The 18051-nt window shown below is 39.9% G+C and carries 19 protein-coding genes; 1 reads left to right on the forward strand and 18 read right to left on the reverse strand.

From position 1 onward, the window contains the following. Positions 1-148: 148 nt before the first annotated feature. The 14 genes from QR40_RS18930 to QR40_RS18985 form a co-directional block, all read right to left on the reverse strand. Positions 149-634: a deoxycytidylate deaminase gene (locus tag QR40_RS18930; RefSeq protein ID WP_027295162.1), complete on the reverse strand. Its 486-nt coding sequence runs from the start codon at positions 632-634 to the stop codon at positions 149-151. A 21-nt stretch (positions 635-655) separates the two neighbouring features. After that, positions 656-1285, reverse strand: a complete 630-nt coding sequence (gene upp / locus QR40_RS18935) for a uracil phosphoribosyltransferase (protein ID WP_027295163.1) — start codon at positions 1283-1285, stop codon at positions 656-658. A gap of 105 nt (positions 1286-1390) precedes the next feature. After that, positions 1391-1819: a ribose 5-phosphate isomerase B gene (gene rpiB, locus QR40_RS18940; protein WP_027295164.1), complete on the reverse strand. Its 429-nt coding sequence runs from the start codon at positions 1817-1819 to the stop codon at positions 1391-1393. Beyond that, positions 1813-2202, reverse strand: coding sequence for an arsenate reductase/protein-tyrosine-phosphatase family protein (locus tag QR40_RS18945; protein ID WP_242858562.1), 390 nt, complete (start codon positions 2200-2202; stop codon positions 1813-1815). Before QR40_RS18945 ends, rpiB begins: the two co-directional genes overlap by 7 nt. Before the next feature lie 86 nt (positions 2203-2288). After that, on the reverse strand, positions 2289-3335 hold the full coding sequence (locus QR40_RS18950) for an L-threonylcarbamoyladenylate synthase (RefSeq protein ID WP_044296387.1): 1047 nt from the start codon (positions 3333-3335) through the stop codon (positions 2289-2291). Positions 3336-3812: 477 nt separating this feature from the next. After that, entirely contained in the window at positions 3813-3953 is a 141-nt protein-coding gene (locus QR40_RS31895; RefSeq protein WP_160295845.1) for a hypothetical protein, read from the reverse strand. Positions 3954-4621: 668 nt separating this feature from the next. Beyond that, positions 4622-6052 carry an MFS transporter gene (locus QR40_RS18955; RefSeq protein WP_044289532.1) on the reverse strand — a complete coding sequence of 477 codons (1431 nt, stop codon included), beginning with the start codon at positions 6050-6052 and terminating at the stop codon, positions 4622-4624. A 25-nt stretch (positions 6053-6077) separates the two neighbouring features. Next, positions 6078-6998 (reverse strand): alpha/beta hydrolase, encoded by a 921-nt coding sequence (locus QR40_RS18960; RefSeq protein WP_027295167.1) that lies wholly within the window; start codon positions 6996-6998, stop codon positions 6078-6080. 64 nt (positions 6999-7062) lie between these two features. Then, a complete protein-coding gene (locus QR40_RS18965) occupies positions 7063-8268 on the reverse strand; it encodes a helix-turn-helix domain-containing protein (RefSeq protein WP_044296388.1) in 1206 nt (401 codons plus the stop codon). Between the two features lie 187 nt (positions 8269-8455). Next, entirely contained in the window at positions 8456-8686 is a 231-nt protein-coding gene (locus tag QR40_RS18970; protein ID WP_160295846.1) for a hypothetical protein, read from the reverse strand. A 26-nt stretch (positions 8687-8712) separates the two neighbouring features. Then, on the reverse strand, positions 8713-8877 hold the full coding sequence (locus QR40_RS33825) for a DNA glycosylase AlkZ-like family protein (protein WP_416389856.1): 165 nt from the start codon (positions 8875-8877) through the stop codon (positions 8713-8715). A 272-nt stretch (positions 8878-9149) separates the two neighbouring features. Continuing rightward, positions 9150-9893 carry an N-acetylmuramoyl-L-alanine amidase gene (locus tag QR40_RS18975; protein ID WP_081820312.1) on the reverse strand — a complete coding sequence of 248 codons (744 nt, stop codon included), beginning with the start codon at positions 9891-9893 and terminating at the stop codon, positions 9150-9152. Between the two features lie 159 nt (positions 9894-10052). Next, a complete protein-coding gene (locus QR40_RS18980; protein WP_027295170.1) occupies positions 10053-11753 on the reverse strand; it encodes a glycosyl hydrolase family 18 protein in 1701 nt (566 codons plus the stop codon). Positions 11754-11889: 136 nt separating this feature from the next. After that, a complete protein-coding gene (locus QR40_RS18985; protein WP_044290161.1) occupies positions 11890-12123 on the reverse strand; it encodes a hypothetical protein in 234 nt (77 codons plus the stop codon). A 684-nt stretch (positions 12124-12807) separates the two neighbouring features. Here QR40_RS18985 and QR40_RS18990 point away from each other — a divergent pair. Then, positions 12808-13566, forward strand: a complete 759-nt coding sequence (locus tag QR40_RS18990) for an adaptor protein MecA (protein ID WP_027295172.1) — start codon at positions 12808-12810, stop codon at positions 13564-13566. Between the two features lie 93 nt (positions 13567-13659). On the opposite strand, the gene QR40_RS18995 is transcribed toward QR40_RS18990, so the two are convergent. The 4 genes from QR40_RS18995 to QR40_RS19010 form a co-directional block, all read right to left on the reverse strand. Next, the gene (locus QR40_RS18995) at positions 13660-13869 is read right to left on the reverse strand and encodes a DUF1858 domain-containing protein (RefSeq protein WP_027295173.1); all 210 of its coding nucleotides are present in this window, start codon (positions 13867-13869) and stop codon (positions 13660-13662) included. Positions 13870-14346: 477 nt separating this feature from the next. After that, positions 14347-16458 (reverse strand): glutamine synthetase III family protein, encoded by a 2112-nt coding sequence (locus QR40_RS19000; RefSeq protein ID WP_027295174.1) that lies wholly within the window; start codon positions 16456-16458, stop codon positions 14347-14349. Positions 16459-16684: 226 nt separating this feature from the next. After that, positions 16685-16948, reverse strand: a complete 264-nt coding sequence (locus QR40_RS19005; protein WP_152614247.1) for a hypothetical protein — start codon at positions 16946-16948, stop codon at positions 16685-16687. Positions 16949-17079: 131 nt separating this feature from the next. After that, a complete protein-coding gene (locus QR40_RS19010) occupies positions 17080-18039 on the reverse strand; it encodes an Rpn family recombination-promoting nuclease/putative transposase (protein WP_044296391.1) in 960 nt (319 codons plus the stop codon). Positions 18040-18051: the final 12 nt, after the last annotated feature.

The raw sequence follows: 18051 nt of genomic DNA on the forward strand, positions 1-18051 counted from the left end.
CTTTACTCTCTATTATACTATCATAGAAGAAATGCGAAAACCATATAATATTGTTTAAAATAACCTTAATTGTCTTGTTTATTCAAAAGTTCCGCGCCTGATGCAGTACCCCGCAAAAAAATAGCGCCCCGCTGCAGGGCGCTATTTTTTAAAGTTCAATCTCAATCTTTCTATTCGTATGCTGATACTGACGATATTCAACCCCTGCCGCATCCATCATTCTCTTAGACGCAATAACCGCGGGTGTGTCTGCATATTTATCACAGTCATAGATTACCTGAGTGATTCCCGCCTGAATAATTGCCTTTGCACATTCGTTACAGGGGAACAAAGAAACATAAAGCTTGGCACCTTCCAGACTGCCGCCTCTGTAGTTCAGAATAGCATTTAACTCACTGTGGGTTGTGTATACATATTTGCTGTCCAGCGGCCCTCCTTCTCTGCACCATGGAAATTCGTCATCTGAACATCCCATAGGAAAACCATTATATCCCATAGACAATATTTTATTATCATTACTTACAATACAGGCTCCCACTTGTGTATTCGGATCCTTTGAGCGCATTCCTGAAAGTTTTGCAACCCCCATAAAATACTCATCCCAGGAAATATAATCAGTCCTTTTATCGCTCATTGTAAAACCCTCCAAAATTTCTTATTTAGTACCAAAGATACGGTCGCCGGCGTCTCCAAGCCCCGGTACAATGTAGCCATGGTCATTCAGACGCTCATCAAGTGCTCCGATATAGATATCTACATCCGGATGTTCCGTCTGCATACGTTTCACACCTTCCGGTGCTGCAATAATACACATGAACCGTATATTTTTAACTCCTTTTTCCTTCAGCAGATTAATCGCTGCCGAAGAAGATCCGCCTGTTGCCAGCATCGGGTCTACTACAAAAACTTCTCTGTCCCATGAATCTGCCGGTAATTTTGAATAATATTCTACAGGCTCCAATGTTTCCGGATCACGGTAAAGACCAATGTGGCCAACCTTTGCAGCCGGTATCATAGCCAGCATACCGTCTACCATTCCAAGTCCTGCCCTTAAAATCGGAACTACTGCCAATTTCTTTCCCTGAAGTTCTTTCGCCGTCATCGGACAGATAGGGGTTTCAATGTCAACATCTACTAATTTTAAATCCCTGGTTGCCTCATAGCACATCAACATTGCTATTTCACTGATCATCTGTCTGAAATCCTTTGATCCCACTTCTTTCCTACGAATAATTCCAATCTTGTGCTGGATCAATGGATGATCCATAACTGTCACCTTTGACATCGCCCTACCTCCTCACGCACATAAATTGTGTACGTTTCTCTTATTGTTATTTTTTATTTTTATCTTCTGATTTATACAGCAAAATGCGATTACATTTGAATAAGATTACTCTTCGATCAGAGAAATCCTGTTCTTATGTCTTTCATCTCCGGAAAATGGTGTATCCAGAAAAGTATCTACAATTTTAAGTGCCAGTCCCGGTCCTACCACTCTGGCTCCAAAAGCCAGGATATTTGCATCATTATGAAGCCTTGTCGCTTCTGCACTAAAGCAGTCCGAACAAAGTGCTGCACGGATACCTTTCACCTTATTCGCTGCAATAGAAATACCAATGCCTGTTCCACAGATCAGAATTCCCCTGTCACATTCACCGTTCACAACCGCATTCGCAACTTCTCTTGCGTAAATCGGATAATCCACAGCCGCCTCACTGTCACAGCCGAAATCCTTATATTCGATCCCACGTTTCTTCAAGTGTTCCATGATTTCCAGTTTTAATGTGTATCCGCCATGGTCACAGCCTATTCCTAACATAACAATTCCTCCTCATTTAACACTACTACTAATTTTGATATCAATTCTTTTAAATATTCAAAGCATTCCCCATACTCCACCAGATTTCCACCTACCGGATTGGGAATGTCCCCTTTAGAGCCTGCATATTCAGTCAATAGATGTACATTATAAGCATTTTCATGTTCTTCAAAGATTTTATTCTTTTCCCATTCATCCATGGTCAGAATCAATGTCCGCTTGTCAAAATCCTCCTGGACCAGCGGCGTCGCCGTATGATCTTTCATTGACAGCCCGTTGCTCACAAGCACTGCCTCCGCTTTCTGATTCACCGGCTCAGGAAATAGCACGATCAGTCCCTTGGATTCGATCAGTAGATCTTCCAGCAAAAATTTACTCTTCATAATTGCTTCTGCCATAGGACTTCGACATGTGTCGCTATTACTTACAAATATAAGCTTATCATAATGCTTCATATCGTTTTTGCTCCTTATACTTTGATGATCTGATGTCCTGCTGCTTTCATCAGACGGTTCATGATCGCCTGTCCCATCTTTGGTGTCTCAAAGGCCTCTGAGAAAATCTGCGTCACCTCAAGTTCATCAAATTCCCGCAAAATCCCGTACAGATTCTGTGCAATAGAAAGTTCATCACTTCTGGTTCCAATAGATTTTACCATACCGCCTGTATAAGCCCCGGCTGTTTCATCGGATGCGATAACCCCCGGGCTTCCCCCACACTGTATTTCCTGCTGAATCAACTCATTGATTTTAGAAATGACATTCTGTTCCTCACCTTCCAGAATAACCAGATTAGCCTTAGGTGCATAATGCTTATACTTCATCCCCGGTGCCTTTGGATGAATAGAAGCATCATCTTTTAATAAAGCCCGGTCTACCTTTACCGGTCCGATTACTTCTTCCAGCATCTCCCGATTGATATATCCCGGTCTTAATATCATAGGTGTTTCTTCACTCAAATCCACAATTGTAGACTCTAATCCGATCCCCACACTGCCGCCATCAATAATCATATCAATCTTCCCTGAAAGGTCTTCTTTTACATGGCCTGCCTTCGTAGGACTTGGCCTTCCTGAAGTATTCGCACTTGGTGCCGCTATATAGCCGCCGCCTGCCCTGATCAGAGCGCATGCCAATTCATGACGGGGCATGCGCACCGCCACTGTATCTAACCCTCCGGTTGTCCCATAAGGAACTTTGTCATTTTTTTTGAAGATCATAGTAAGCGGTCCCGGCCAGAATGCTTTTGCCAGCGCCACTGCCTTTTCAGGAACCTCTGCTGCTATGCCATACAGATCTGCCATTTCTGCAATATGTACAATCAACGGATTATCGGAAGGACGTCCTTTGGCTTCATAAATCTTGGCTGCCGCCCTTTCATCCAAAGCATTTGCCCCCAGTCCGTAAACCGTTTCTGTTGGAAATGCTACCAGTCCGCCGTTCTTTAAAATTTCCCCGGCTTTCCTGATGCCCTCGTCATTCAATTGCTGATCCATCACTTCTATGATTGTATCCATAATCTGCCTCTTGAATCTGAAGTTGATCAGATTTCTTCTTAAATTTAAAAATAACTATCGTCCATATTATACCATCAGTCACTTAAAAGGGCAATCGTAAATGTGCCCGGGGCATTTTGAAATATTAGCCAAACATATTAAAAAATGAAAAAACTCCCGCTTTATCGGCCCTTTGACCATAAAGCAGAAGCTCCAAAAATTAATCTGATCTTTTGGTAATATATCCCTCCCGGCATTATCACAGTTTATTTCATTCCTTCTGGCTTAATGAATGTATATCTGATTCATCCAAGCTTTCTTTTAGAGCATTTTAGTCATCCGAGCTTTTCTCATCGGGTCTTTTCTCTTGCGTATTTTATTCCTCTAAACATTTTATTATTCCATCACACACCGCCTGTGCCACTTTTTTCTAATATTCATCTGTAACCAGTATAGCAGCCTCTGCCTGATTACTCAAAAACCCACACTTGCTTTTTTCTACTCGCTATTTTTATTTTTCTCCTGCATCAACGCCTTTTGTTTTAAAAATGAATCTTTACTTATTCCCCCATCTAAATACTGCTCATATACTCCATCCATGATTTTACGTTTCTCTACCTCCGGATGGCCTTTAACCATTTTGCTCTGAGCCGTTATTACAGGCGCTGCCACTTTGCCTTGTAAATCACCCTGTAGCTTAACTGCATAATATACCCTTCGTGTTCCGCACTGTCTCTTTGCAAACAGCCAGTTTTATTCCTGTTTTCTGCTTACAACAGTCATTCCTCCTTTCTCGGTCATACTAAAGACTCCTACTGATTCGGCCCTTTACCTCTCGACTACTATGGCCTCTGCTGACTTCTGTACGTTCAGCACCGCCTTTCGACGATGGTTACCTCTTTCTAGGCGTATCGTACAGACCTCCCCGGGTACCACACGTTTCTTTCTCTCCATCCATCTGCCGTATTTACCACACATGCTTCCGTGTAGTCATTGGGCTTCAACTTGCTTGGCAGCCTTACCCTCATGTATAGCCTCTTATGCGATTTCTGTTCGTCAGACCAGAGTTTTGCCCGTTGGTTAGTATGTTCCCAACATCCAGCTTCCTTCAGATTCCACCTCGCGATGGACACCCTTGCCTTCGGCTATATCCTTCCCACTACCGGGCGGATTCCGGACTTGCACCGGTTAGAAACGTGCGCCGCCGGGCGCACCAAAGTAATAGGGTCATACGCACTCGTATGACCCTATTCTCTAGACTATCTTATTTCCCGATAGCCCCTTTTTCTCAATCCTGATTCATCAAATCATCCAACTGAAGTATCGTCATACTTATGCTTTCCTCTGGTTAAATCAGCAGAAATTTTATCATACTTCCTGTCCAGATTGTAAAATAACATCGAGGTGATAGCAATCGCTGTACAAATAGCCGGTACCCATATAAAAGCAAAGTCAATCGAAGTAAGGGCAGAAGCGGATGTCGGATCCGCATTAAAATTACCTGCGGCCAGAATCCATCCCAAAAAAGCTGCACCTAACCCAGAGCCTATTTTCTGACTGAAGGAGGCCGCCGCGTTTCCCATTCCTACTGCTGAAATACCATTCTTCCATTCCCCATATGTGATAGAGTCTTGAAGCATGCCATACATAGGAGCCGCTGAGGCGCCAAATCCAATCCCCTTTATGATGGACATTACAATCAAAAGAGATACACTGCCTGTGGCAAAGGCGGTTCCAGTAAAACCAATCACTGTAACAACCAAACCAAGAATACACAAATTTCTCTTAGTTATTTTTCTCATAATAAATGGTGTTACAAACATAGTAACAATCTGCGCCATAGAAAGCGCATTGGCAATCGGTGAATAAATATCTGTGTCGTTCAGGCGATACTGTGCGAAGTAAATACCCGATCCAAAGAAGGTTGACATCATGATATTAAGCATAAACATAAAGATCACAATAATTACCCAGTAAGGATTTGTGACTAAACCTTTGAGTATTTGAGGAACGGATGCTTTCGACTCCGGTATCTGCCGCTGTTCTTTTTCACTATTTTCAGCGGCCAGATCTTCGGCATTTTCGGTCACACGTTCGCGGCATAACAGGAAACAAAACACGTTGCATATAATTGCTGCAACCATTAAAATAGCAATGGACATACGCCAGCCACTATTGGTATACTGTTCGCCATTGCCAAAGAATCTGGTCATTCTAAGAAGAACTGTATTAAGCGTCATGGTGGCCGCCGTAGCAGTAATGAATTGCAGATTCCCCAGAAGTCCTCTTTCATACTGTACCAGTGTCATAAATCCGTTCATAGAGTTAAAGGGAACGCTCATACCGGTATAAAATATAGAGGCCACCAGATTATAAGTAATAAACATATAGGCTGTCAGCCCTGCACCGCCCAGACTTGATGGAGCACTAAACATTAACACGGTACAAACCGCCAGCGGAAGACTTAAGCGAATAATCCAGGGACGGGCTTTTCCGAATTTGCTTTTTGTATGATCTACCACATAACCCATAATTAAATCTGTAATTCCATCAAAAATTCTGGATATTGCAATGATACTTGCCGCAACTGCTGGATTGGCACCAGCAACACTGACATAGTATACAAGTAAAAATGATGATAAAAGAGAATAGGTAATATTGATTCCATAACCACCAAGGCTATAGCCAAGCCTTTCCTTAAATGACAACTTTCCGCGGGGATCTAATTTTTCCTTCATGACAACTTTCCTTCCTCTGGGAATATTAATTGTTTGTCCCAAGTTTTACTATATTCTTTAGCCACATATCTGCGAGTGGAACCCATTGAGCTACTGTTTCATTTATATCACCCGACTTCTGAAATGTCGCCCGATCAGCAAGCGCCAACCCGTGCGCTCCTTCACTAAAAATATGAAACTCATAGGGAACACCATGATCTGCCATTGCTTCCACAAGCCGAATGGAATGTCTTGGATCTACAGATTTGTCCGTTGCTGTGGTCCATATAAACGTCGGCGCCGTCTTTCGGGTTATCATGTAATTAGGGCTGCAAGCTCTCATTTTTTCTGCTGGCGGATCTGTTTCTCCAAAATAGTCCTGATACATCCATCTATAACTATCTCTTGTCAACTCATCCATTTCCAAATTGTATTGAAACTCCCAGTCTACAAATGGATAGCCTACAATGCAAAAGGCCGGACGCAGCTGAGCTTCTGTTGTATGCAAGCTTTCCGTGAGAATACTACGGAACCAGCTGGATGCGTACATCGTACAATTATGACCACCTGCCGAAAAACCACAGATACCGATCTGTTCCCGATCAATGCACCACTCATCTGCGTGTTTTTTCACAGTCAGCATTGACATACCAAGTTCTATAAGCGGTGCTGGATACTGAACCTCCTTTTTATCAGGGGGTAAGTTTTTTAGATTCTCAGGCCATACATTTGTGCCCCCAGTAAAAACAGAATAACGCAATACAAAGGTATGAAATCCCATTCCTGCGAACCGCATTGCTATCGGTTCGGCTTCACGGTCTGAAAGCATCACATAAGCCCCGCCAGGATTCACAATAATCGCAGGTCTTCTCTTTCCTGCCGCTAATTCTGGAGAATCATCCAGAATATACGCTGTGAGGGTCACATCATCTCTGTTCTCATATAGTCGGTGCGTTTCAATTTTCATACTAAAATTCCTCCCTTTTTCACTATGTTGTCTCAATTATATCAGGGATAGCTCTCTATTTTTATCAAAATACTTGTGTTTTTATCAAGATTCTTTCATTCTCCAAAAAAGATTTTTCTCTGTTCTGATCTCTATATTGCTTTGGCGTCATACCAGTCACTTTTTTAAATGTTGCACCAAAATGACTGCGTGAGGAAAAATCAAAATAATAGGCAATGTCAGTATAACTATAATCCGAATAAATCAAAAGATTCTGAGCATAGTATATTTTTTGTCGCATAATATAATCAGTAATTGTGATCTCTTCTTTTTGCCGAAATAGGTTAGAAAGATAACTTTCATTCAGGCCAATTGCATCCGCTATTTCATGAACTAATATTTTTTCATGCAAATGTTTATAAATATATTTTTTACAGCTTTCTATATATGGGTTGGTATTCTTCATTTTTTTCTGTTTTTTTCTGTTTCTTTCTGCCACAATTCTAGTCAGCTCCATTTCTGCATTTCTAGTAACAGCAGTCAGACTTTTGACACTATTTTGATTCTCAATCTGAGCCATATAATTATCACCAAGTTGAAATGCCTCTTCCGAATCAAGACCTCCCTCTATAGCCGAACGAACTGATATTGCGATTACGGTAATGCAATTGTTTTTAGCGGAACGAATAAGATTTTGTGAACTGACTCCTAATCTTCCAATACGAGGCTCCTCAATAGCATTCTTTAGCTTCTCTATATCCCCTTCACGTATAGCACTTTGCTCCCGCTCCTCCTGCATATAGGAATTATGAAGCCATCCATTCTCCTGCTGCCTAAAATGATATTGTGAACGCATCTCCTCTATATTTCTTTCATATTGGATGCTGCTATTATTTTTCATAAACTCTATATAATTCATCTCCGTGCCAGTCATATAATCATAAAGCATCAACAAGGCTTCAACTAATGTTAAGAAAGGACAATAAAAAGCAGGATTTTGGGGGAGACTTTTGTAATCAGCGTAAAAACAGACTGGTCCAATCAAAAAAAGATTTTCTTCACAATCTGCTGCTGCTCCAAATACAACATCATCATCGCTGTTCATAATTCCCACCTTTATCTCTCTTAACCTTTTGCCTTCTTCCTCAGAAAAATGAGGCAATTGTATATGATCACTCCCCGCATAATTTACAAGTAGTTTATTTTCTGCATCAAACTTTATAATTGGAACATGAATCACTTTTTCTAAATGCCTGCAAAACTTATCTACATTTAAATTTGTATGTATCATTTTTATATCTCCTCCCTATTAACGGTAATGTCAAATTTAACTACCTGTCCGGCACCCTTCATATGGTATATTCATTCTAAAACAATTATAACGAAAAATCCAAAAGAATGGAATGGACAAAGTCCATTCCATTTAACAATTCTGTAATTTTAAAAGATTAACCTGACTCAGGTCTTTTTTGGTTATTCTAACTAGTAATCCCGTTATCCTTATCTATTTTACACTTACTCAGCTTTAGCCGCCGAAACGCGGCATATTCTTCCGCAAGACGCTCCAACTCCCGCTGTTCTGACGACTGGAGATGTTCCCATGCAATCATGGACAACTCCAGTTTCTCTTTCAGCGTTTTAGACTTCCATATACCGACAATGCGTCCTCGACCTGAACCGGTTCTACTTCCTCCGCAATACCGCTCCACAGCCGCTTGCCCTGTGCCGTCGAGCATCACAGCCAATCAATGAATGATTCTAATGTTGCCGGGCCATAGCAATGCAAAAATCTGCGCACCAATTCTTTCTCTGCACCCGGCAGTCTATCCGGCTTATGACCTGTCCAATTTTCAAATGAAGTAAACATCGGACTGATCCCATGCCGCTCCCCAAACACCACCAGGACTGCATCTGTCTTTTCAATCCACTCTGAAACACTTAAAACAAACGTATGTAATCAGATTCCTCATCCAATTTTTTATAACATCCGCCGCTCTTATATTGTTATGTTTTGCACCTGCCATATCAGTAATGCAAATATCATTCTCTGGAATTATCAGGCAAAAAACTTTACCCATTTGACTTGTCCCATAGGACATAGAAACGCTGGAATTTGATATTTTAATCATACCAAACCACAGCGCTCATTTAAAGTAAATTATCCACTTATTTCTACTTCTCCAAACACTTCAAAACTCCATCACACACCGCCTGTGCCACTTTTTCCTGATATTCATCTGTAACCAGCATAGCAGCCTCTGCCTGATTACTCAAAAACCCACACTCCACAATAACAGTTGGGCTCTTTGTCTTTTTCAGCAGATAGTAACTGTCATTGGCCTTGATCTCCCTTGCCCGGTCCACCGCCAGTCCCTGATTCAGCGCTTCCTGTATGTAAGCTGCGATCTTCTGCCCATCTGCAGACTGGGAATAATAAAATACCTGAGGACCATGCACCGACTCGGCAGTATAACTGTTCTGATGGATGCTCACCGTAAATCTGGGGTTGGCGCTGTCAATTAGTTCACATCGTTTTCTCATATCCTGCTGCTTCTTATTGGAAGCACCGGGATCATAAAGCCCATCCTGCGTTTCCCTGGTCATTACAACCGTAACTCCTTTATCTGTGAGGATTTTCTGAATTTTTTTGGCTATTGCCAGATTCAGATCTTTCTCAAGAGCTTTATTAATCCCAACCTTTCCAGGGTCATCTCCGCCGTGTCCGGGGTCCAGAACAATTACTCTGTCCGAGCTCACCTGACTCCCACCAGGTTTACCAACCTCAGATTCAGCTGTTACTGCCGCACTTTTTGCCAGCCTGCTGTCAGCTGCCAGGCTTCCGCCCATACTTCCCAGGAAATAAGCACCTACCAGCACCAATATTCCCATTCCCAGTTCTATCATATTTTTTCTCATAAAAATATCCCTGTCTCATACACTTATTACCAGTATATGCGGCAGGGATATGCTACATTCTATGACTTCTCTATTTGTTTATAAAACTGTCCCATGGCTGAAGAACAGCTTTCTTTTTATTATAATTCATTTTCGATATAACTTTACTGCATCCTTGCTTTAACTTACATATTTTAAAATGACGTCCCAGATGCTTGCTCTTTCAAATCCAAGCTTCCAGGCGGCGATTCCACCCAGATTGTATTCTTTAACTAATTTAGCCTTTTCCTCAATGGACTTCTCATTCTCCAGCCAAATCTTATAGTTGTTGCCGTCACCACCGGTAAACTCTGCATAATCCTGCATAGTTCCTTCGTCCCAGGCTGCCTCAACCCCATTATTTGCAAGAGACTCATCTGCCTGATCCATACCAATCGCTTCACTGGACAACTCCGTAGAGCCGTTCTTATTTGTTGTGATCTTCCACAATCTGGTGTAAAAAGGAACTGCATTGATTACCTTCTCTGCAGGTACTTCAGCAATCGTCTCTGTAATTCCAGCCTTTACAAACGGCATGGATGCCACTGAGCCGGCTTCTTCAGAACCCACATAGTGCTCATCATAACCCATTATAATGACATAATCTGCTACAATACCCTGTTCTTTTCGGTTATAATGTGCCGTAAACGGCTTCGGAACCGGATCATCTATGGATAAAACAATTCCATTCTTGCGGCATTTTACTGAAAGTTCACGAATGAACTGAATATATCCGTCTGCAGCATCCTCCGGAATTGTCTCAAAATCCACATTAATTCCTTCAAAGCCATTTTGAATTGCGGATGCAATCAGTTGATTTGTAATCTTTTCTCTGGACGCTGTAGAACTTAATACCTTTGTAGTATCCACCTGTTCACTGAAATTGTCAATTAATGCCCAGACTTCCAGATCGTTGGCATGTGCAGTTTTAACATAATCCGCGTCTGCCAGACTGGTGAGGTTTCCATCATTATCAGCAATAGAAAACCAGGTTGGTGAAATTACATTTACCCCTTTCAACTCTGCAATATCAGTTGCGAGAGCTGCATTAGAGTCTTCGTTTGTCACCTGATGCCAGACCAGATTAATCTTATGATCCCTGGTAATGCTGGTATATACCGGTTCTTCAAAATCTCTGCTTGTCTCTTCTTCACGTGAATTTGCCAGACGCTTATTTTGTACGTAACCAATATACCCGTCTTTCGTCATCACCTTGGTCCAGTCATCCATTACTTCCAGGACTGTTACCTGATCATTCTTCTTTACATCTGTCAGAACCGGACTTTTAATTCCGCCCTGATAACGGACACTTTCTGACTTCTTCAAATCTGCATAAGTAACTTTACCCCATTTATATGTAACAATCATGCGGCTTGGATCTTTTTCTATTTTATAATCCATATTCGTATACTTCTGCACGAAATCAGCTGCCAGATATACCTTATCCCCATCTACTTTTACAATTTCATAATTTTCATTCTGTTTATTTGCTGAAACAGTATACTCTTTTTTCCCTGCCGGTATCGTTATGATATCCGTAGGTGTAGTATAGATACAGATATTGGCACTTGCATCCCAATAGAAACGGCTGTTTAAATAATTCTTAACCGCTTCATAATCGATATACGCAGTATCACCAGATAAAAATCCCTTATATTCAACCACCTGATCCTGAAGGATCAGCGCCATTTCATTTTCATTTGTGATTCCAAAGTATTCTTCCACGCTCATCCTTTCATTAGTTGGCGTGTACTTCTCTACAACTTTTGTAGCTATACCAATTAAAGCAACGATCGCAATCATGACAACTGCGGCTATAACCGGTACAATTTTTTTCTTCATTCATTGCACCTCCTGTTTTATTTATCTCTCCACCTGTCTAGTATAACACATTTTTACGATTCGTCATTACATAAATCGACATTTTTTATACAATTACTGCCATTTGATTGCAAAGGGGGCCTTGTCTTCAACAGCGTTATATTTTATCGAACCCAATACCGTAAATTTCATTACGGTCATTGCTGTAATAATCCCTCATATAATTATTTTCCTCTCTCGCTGTGCATGCTCTTGCGATGCTTTCGGGATCACTGGGCTTTCCGTCCAGCCACAGAGAAACCCCTGCCTCATCGTACCTTTCTAATTCCTGATACAGCAGAGCATTAAGCGGAACTTTCTTTTTACGCTTTTTATTTTTTTCTGGTTTCATCCTCATCACTCACTTCCTAGACATCTGTACGCATCTGAAATTTCCTTAGGTGCATGTGATATATTATTTTCAAATGCGCAGGCTTTTTACAGCTTTCGTCTTTATAATATCAACTACATCTAAGAGAAAACAGGGACATAAATCCAGAGTTTATAGAATCATCTCAACAGGTGAATTCAATTTAACTTAATTGGAAAAATGCAATGAATTAATTGCTCGAAATCTGCGAAGAATATCGCTGATCAGATATATTGAAATATAGAATCAAAAAGAATATAAATATTTCCGGGCTACTCTCCCCTCCTTTTTATCTCTTTTTATGTCCTATATCTTCTCTTAACGTTTATTATATATAATAAGTTATGAAAAATCAAGTAATTTTTTTAAAAATTACTAATTCTAGTGTATTGACTTATATACAAAGATTGTTTATACTATGGGTTACCCAGTCATGATATGATTTATCGCAGTTTTCACGTATTTGGGATCAGATGGGTATGGATGAAAATGTATAAAAAAGAAGAAATAAACCAGTGATTTACTTTACATATTTGTATGTAACAGTATATAATATAAATATAAGAAGACATTAAGTTTTACAAGCGCTTCGACCTTGCGGCAGCTTTATCTGCCTGCAAGAATAACCCGATGTGTTCGTATCATATTTGGATAGGATGTGATTATATGAAGATAGAAAAAATCAACGACAATCAGATACGCTGTACGCTGACGAAGGAAGACCTTATTGATCGCGAATTAAAATTAAGCGAACTTGCCTATGGTACAGATAAAGCAAAATCTCTGTTTCGTGATATGATGCAGCAAGCTGCCTATGAGTTTGGATTTGAGGCAAATGACATTCCACTGATGATAGAGGCAATTCCAGTTTCCCAGGATTCCATTATTCTCATTATTACAAAGGTAGAAGATCCGGAAGAACTGGATACAAGATTTGCAAAATTTGCTCCGACAGACGGCAGTGAAACAGTAGATGCCGCACCTGCTTCACCCTCAAAATTAGAAGGCGCGGACGATATTTTAAGTTTATTCAAGAAAATTCAGGAAGCTAAGAAGTCACTGAATGAAAAAACACCTGCAAGTACGAAGAAGAAATCTTCTAAGCAGGAGCCTGTATTAGATATACCATATAACCTGACAAAATTATACAAATTTCCCCAGCTGGATTCAGTAATACGGGTTGCCGGTGTTTTAAACGGAAGTTATAATGGTTATAACTCTCTTTACAAAGATGATCATGCGAAAACTTATCATCTGATCATCAGCAAATCTGACCATACACCGGAAGAATTTAATAAAATTTGTAATATTCTTTCAGAATATGGCATGAGCAGCAAATATTCCGCTGCAACAGAAGCATTTTATACGGAGCACATGGAACAGATTGTTGCAGAAGATGCATTGCAGAAACTAGCATTGCTTTAAAACCATCCGCAAATGCCTGTCAAGCAGGATTGCCCATCTACTTTTTAACAATCAAAAGCCGCATCGATTGATGCGGCTTTTTTAAGATTTCATCTATTTACTTACGCTGTCCAGATATGCATTCAGTCTTGCTACTAAAACATCTGGTTCGATTCCATGAACCATAGCTGCTTCTTCTAAAGATTCAGCCTGTGAAGACGGGCATCCAACGCAATGCATTCCACCTTCCATCAGCACAACAGGCATTTGGGGATCTAATCCAATGATTTCGCCAATCAGCATGTCCTTTGTTACTTTTGCCATGTCTATTACCTCCTTCGTCATTTCAGATGTCCCTTATTATAATACTTTTCTTTTTATTATGCAAGGAGTAATATTGATTTCGAAAAATCAACAAGAAACGTGTTCATAATTTATTCATTTGTCATTCAAAAAACCTTTACTTAACTAACATTCTTTCTTCATTTCTATTGCATATAATAATATTATCAACAGGAACAAAAGACAACTTCTTAAGTATTAAGTTACTATTTTGAATAAACTTTTTCATAATAATGCCAGGTAGGACAGCTACCTGGCATCCTCCCTTTATAGGGAGTTTTTTTTGATAAAATATTAAAATAACCTGCTTAATTCAAGATTAACCCAAAGATCATTTATTTTGCTTGGATTATCCTGTTATCAGCAGGCTATTTTTACATAAATAGTAAAACTTATATTAAATAACTTTTCTTTTCAATAAAAATAATTATTTGGGAGTGTGAGTACAAAATCTTCTTTTTATACCTCAAATAATAAATCACCATAAGATGGCATAGGCCACTCCCCTTTATCCACAATCATCTCTAACTGATCCACCGGAATACGAAGTCTGGCCATGGCTTTATCTACTTCTTGATAATAATACATAGCCTGTTCCTGGCCTGACGGCTTACTTGCTGCTATTTCTGTTACTTCTTCCAGATGGGTAAGTTCCTTCTTCGTAACTGCAAGTAATTCGGTAGCCTCTTTCAGCAGCACTATGGAAACCTGAGCCTCTAACCCTGCCTGAACTACTGCATTTACCGTGTCTGCAAGATTACGTATATAACGCAGCACTGCCGGAATAATATGTTTGCTGGCGATATCAATCATTGCCCTGGCTTCAATATTGATTGCTTTAGAGTATCCCTCATATTGAATCTCAGCCCTGGATTCCAATTCCGGCTTTGTAAATACATTAAATTTACTGAATAATTCTATCGCTTTATCTGTTACAAGTGCAGGAATCGCTTCTACCATTGACGTGATATTAGGCAAACCTCTCCTCTTCGCTTCCTCCACCCACTCTTCGGAATATCCATTTCCATTAAACACAATTTTCTCATGTTCGCTTGCATATTCTTTTATAAGATCATGCACTGCCAGATCAAAATCATCTGCTTTTTCTAATACTTCACAAGCCTCTGCAAAAGCTTCTGCTACAATAGTATTAATTACTACATTACATTCTGCTACAGAATCCCTTGATCCTACCATACGGAACTCAAATTTATTACCGGTAAAGGCAAACGGTGAGGTTCTGTTTCTGTCTGTTGCATCTTTGTTAAAGTCTGGTAATGTCTTAACACCTGTGTGAAGTCTTCCACCCTTCAAACTGTGCGTTGCTGTACCGGTACTAATCAGCTGAGTCAATACATCCTCTAACTGTTCCCCTAAAAATACAGAAATGATCGCCGGCGGTGCTTCATTGGCTCCTAAACGATGGTCATTTCCAACATCTGCTGCAGATTCGCGTAATAAATCCGCATGTATGTCCACTGCTTTAAGAATACAAGTCAGAATCAATAAAAACTGTATATTTTCGTGAGGTGTCTTACCTGGCTCCAAAAGGTTAATTCCATCATCGGTTGTAAGAGACCAATTATTATGTTTACCAGATCCATTTACGCCTGCAAAAGGCTTTTCATGAAGAAGGCACTGAAGCCCCTGTTTTTCAGCCACATGCTTCAATGTTTCCATAATAATCTGGTTATGATCTGCCGCTACGTTGCACTGTGCATAAATAGGTGCAAGTTCATGCTGGGCGGGAGCAACTTCATTATGCTGCGTCTTTGACGATACCCCCAGCTTCCAGAGTTCTACATTTACCTCTTTCATAAACTTGGCAATTCTCGGTCTGATGACGCCAAAATAATGATCATCCAATTCCTGTCCCTTTGGAGGCATCGCTCCAAATAACGTTCTGCCTGTAAAAATCAGGTCTTTTCTTTTTAAATAATTTTTTCTATCTACAATAAAATATTCCTGTTCAACGCCTACCGAAGGAGTGACTCTCTTAGATGTTGTATTGCCAAAAAGGCGGATTAGACGCAGTGCCTGTGTCTGTACAGCCTGCATCGAGCGTAAAAGCGGTGTCTTCTGGTCTAAGGCTTCTCCTGTATAGGAGCAAAAAGCAGTTGGGATACAGAGAATTGCACCACCTTCGTCTTCCCTTACAAATGCTGGAGACGTACAGTCCCACGCGGTATATCCTCTTGCTTCAAAAGTAGCACGAAGTCCGCCCGAAGGGAAAGAAGATGCATCCGGCTCTCCTTTAATCAACTCTTTTCCTGAAAACTCCATCAAAATGGAACCGTCTTGGTTTGGAGCTGTAATAAATGAATCGTGTTTTTCTGCAGTAAATCCCGTCAATGGCTGAAACCAGTGTGTATAATGGGTTGCACCTTTTTCTACTGCCCATTCTTTCATGGCAGCAGCAACCACTTCTGCTATCATCGGATCCAGCTCTTTACCTTCATCAATTGTCTTATGTAACTCTTTATATACCTTTTTGGGAAGACGTTCCTGCATCACCTTATCATTGAATACATTCTGGCCAAACAATTCAGCTACATTTATATTATCGCTCATCGTGTTCCTCCACTTTTCTATCATCGCCACAGGAATATGGCATCATTTTATTATTTGCTATACGCATAATACCGTACTTTTTAAAAAATTGCAAGTAAATCACACGAATTTTGCTTGTGCATGTACTATTATATAATGTTATATGGATTATAATCATTTACTATTAATGACATCTTTTTCAATCTTATCCTCTTTCCACCAATATATTTTATACCTTGATTTTTATTCAAATAATCTGATACTTTTCCAACAAATCCTGCCTTTTATCTTGCTCACAAGCAAATTCAAAAAATTCCTTTGTTTTTCCATCCTCAAACATCTTTTTTGCCAATCGCCCCATAAGTTCAAAACCTATTAACTCTCCTTTGAGTTTTCCCTTTTGTTCTCCTCTTTGCTCCCCTTCTAATATCATTTCATCTATCGCCTTACACATATCTATCCCTCCTTCTTCTGTTTTAGCTAATCTTTCAAATTCTAATAACTGCTTCATTCCCCGAAACACCTGATGGTTATATAGGTCCGCAAATCTTTCGTTATCTGATAAATATTTATTAATGATTACATCATTTTTCAATACGCTGCTAATTCCTCCATTTATGACACTTTATCTCTGATTTTTATTCAAATAATCTGATACTTTTCCAGCAAATCCTGCCTTTTATCTTGCTCACATGCAAATTCAAAAAATTCCTTTGTTTTTCCATCCTCAAACATCTTTTTTGCCAATCGCCCCATAAGTTCAAAACCTATTAACTCTCCTCTTTGCTCCCCTTCTAATATCATTTCATCTATTGCCTTACACATATCTATCCCTCCTTCTTCTGTTTTAGCTAATCTTTCAAGTTCCAACAACTGCTTCTTATGCATAAATACTGCCGCAACTTCATATGCATCTGATGCCATATTTTTGTAATRTTCTTTATTTTTTTCTATAAACTCCTTAAATCCCTGCTTCGAATCCTTATTCTGAATCAGTCCAAATACTGCCTTTAAATCCGTCTCAAACTTCTCATAGTCTTTTATCTTACAAATGTTTATTAYCCGTATCGAATAATCCGGTATGTACTGCCTTAAAAACTCTTTATCTACCTCMTCYCCAAACATATCAAACAATGACATCGGCCCATCCCATTCTTCYTCTCCATAATATACTACTTGAGTCATAACAGGAGATATCGTATCTGTTTTTCTCATTCCCGACAAATATTCTGCCCCATCCATTTTGTCTTTGTTCTTTTTATGCTGCTTCTTCAAAGCGCTGACCTGGTCATTGTAAGTCAAAGCATCATACAGCATGCACCTCAACGGCATTGMATAATGTATTTTCATCTGGTTTTCCATACCTAAAATCATGAACCGAATACCGGTTTTGCCGGATACCTTTTTTACAATATCYCTATTTCGCTTTATTRCACCAATATCTCCTTCTTCTCCATGTAACGCCATCCCGGAAAGTGGATTTATATCCGACAACTCTTCCGGGGAAATTCTCATTTTTCCCCGAAACACCTGATGGTTATATAGGTCTGCAAATCTTTCGTTATCTGATAAATACTTATTAATGATTACATCATTTTTCAATACGCTGCTAAT

The organism is Robinsoniella peoriensis, assembly GCF_000797495.1.
Lineage (GTDB): Bacteria > Bacillota > Clostridia > Lachnospirales > Lachnospiraceae > Robinsoniella > Robinsoniella peoriensis.

What these genes read in the sequence shown, in the direction of transcription:
- QR40_RS18930 (WP_027295162.1), bottom strand. Translation starts at nt 634, where the DNA reads ATGAGCGATAAAAGGACTGATTATATTTCCTGGGATGAGTATTTTATG.
- upp (WP_027295163.1), bottom strand. Translation starts at nt 1,285, where the DNA reads ATGTCAAAGGTGACAGTTATGGATCATCCATTGATCCAGCACAAGATT.
- rpiB (WP_027295164.1), bottom strand. Translation starts at nt 1,819, where the DNA reads ATGTTAGGAATAGGCTGTGACCATGGCGGATACACATTAAAACTGGAA.
- QR40_RS18945 (WP_242858562.1), bottom strand. Translation starts at nt 2,202, where the DNA reads ATGAAGAGTAAATTTTTGCTGGAAGATCTACTGATCGAATCCAAGGGA.
- QR40_RS18950 (WP_044296387.1), bottom strand. Translation starts at nt 3,335, where the DNA reads ATGGATACAATCATAGAAGTGATGGATCAGCAATTGAATGACGAGGGC.
- QR40_RS31895 (WP_160295845.1), bottom strand. Translation starts at nt 3,953, where the DNA reads ATGGTTAAAGGCCATCCGGAGGTAGAGAAACGTAAAATCATGGATGGA.
- QR40_RS18955 (WP_044289532.1), bottom strand. Translation starts at nt 6,052, where the DNA reads ATGAAGGAAAAATTAGATCCCCGCGGAAAGTTGTCATTTAAGGAAAGG.
- QR40_RS18960 (WP_027295167.1), bottom strand. Translation starts at nt 6,998, where the DNA reads ATGAAAATTGAAACGCACCGACTATATGAGAACAGAGATGATGTGACC.
- QR40_RS18965 (WP_044296388.1), bottom strand. Translation starts at nt 8,268, where the DNA reads ATGATACATACAAATTTAAATGTAGATAAGTTTTGCAGGCATTTAGAA.
- QR40_RS18975 (WP_081820312.1), bottom strand. Translation starts at nt 9,893, where the DNA reads ATGAGAAAAAATATGATAGAACTGGGAATGGGAATATTGGTGCTGGTA.
- QR40_RS18980 (WP_027295170.1), bottom strand. Translation starts at nt 11,753, where the DNA reads ATGAAGAAAAAAATTGTACCGGTTATAGCCGCAGTTGTCATGATTGCG.
- QR40_RS18985 (WP_044290161.1), bottom strand. Translation starts at nt 12,123, where the DNA reads ATGAAACCAGAAAAAAATAAAAAGCGTAAAAAGAAAGTTCCGCTTAAT.
- QR40_RS18990 (WP_027295172.1), top strand. Translation starts at nt 12,808, where the DNA reads ATGAAGATAGAAAAAATCAACGACAATCAGATACGCTGTACGCTGACG.
- QR40_RS18995 (WP_027295173.1), bottom strand. Translation starts at nt 13,869, where the DNA reads ATGGCAAAAGTAACAAAGGACATGCTGATTGGCGAAATCATTGGATTA.
- QR40_RS19000 (WP_027295174.1), bottom strand. Translation starts at nt 16,458, where the DNA reads ATGAGCGATAATATAAATGTAGCTGAATTGTTTGGCCAGAATGTATTC.
- QR40_RS19005 (WP_152614247.1), bottom strand. Translation starts at nt 16,948, where the DNA reads ATGAAGCAGTTATTAGAATTTGAAAGATTAGCTAAAACAGAAGAAGGA.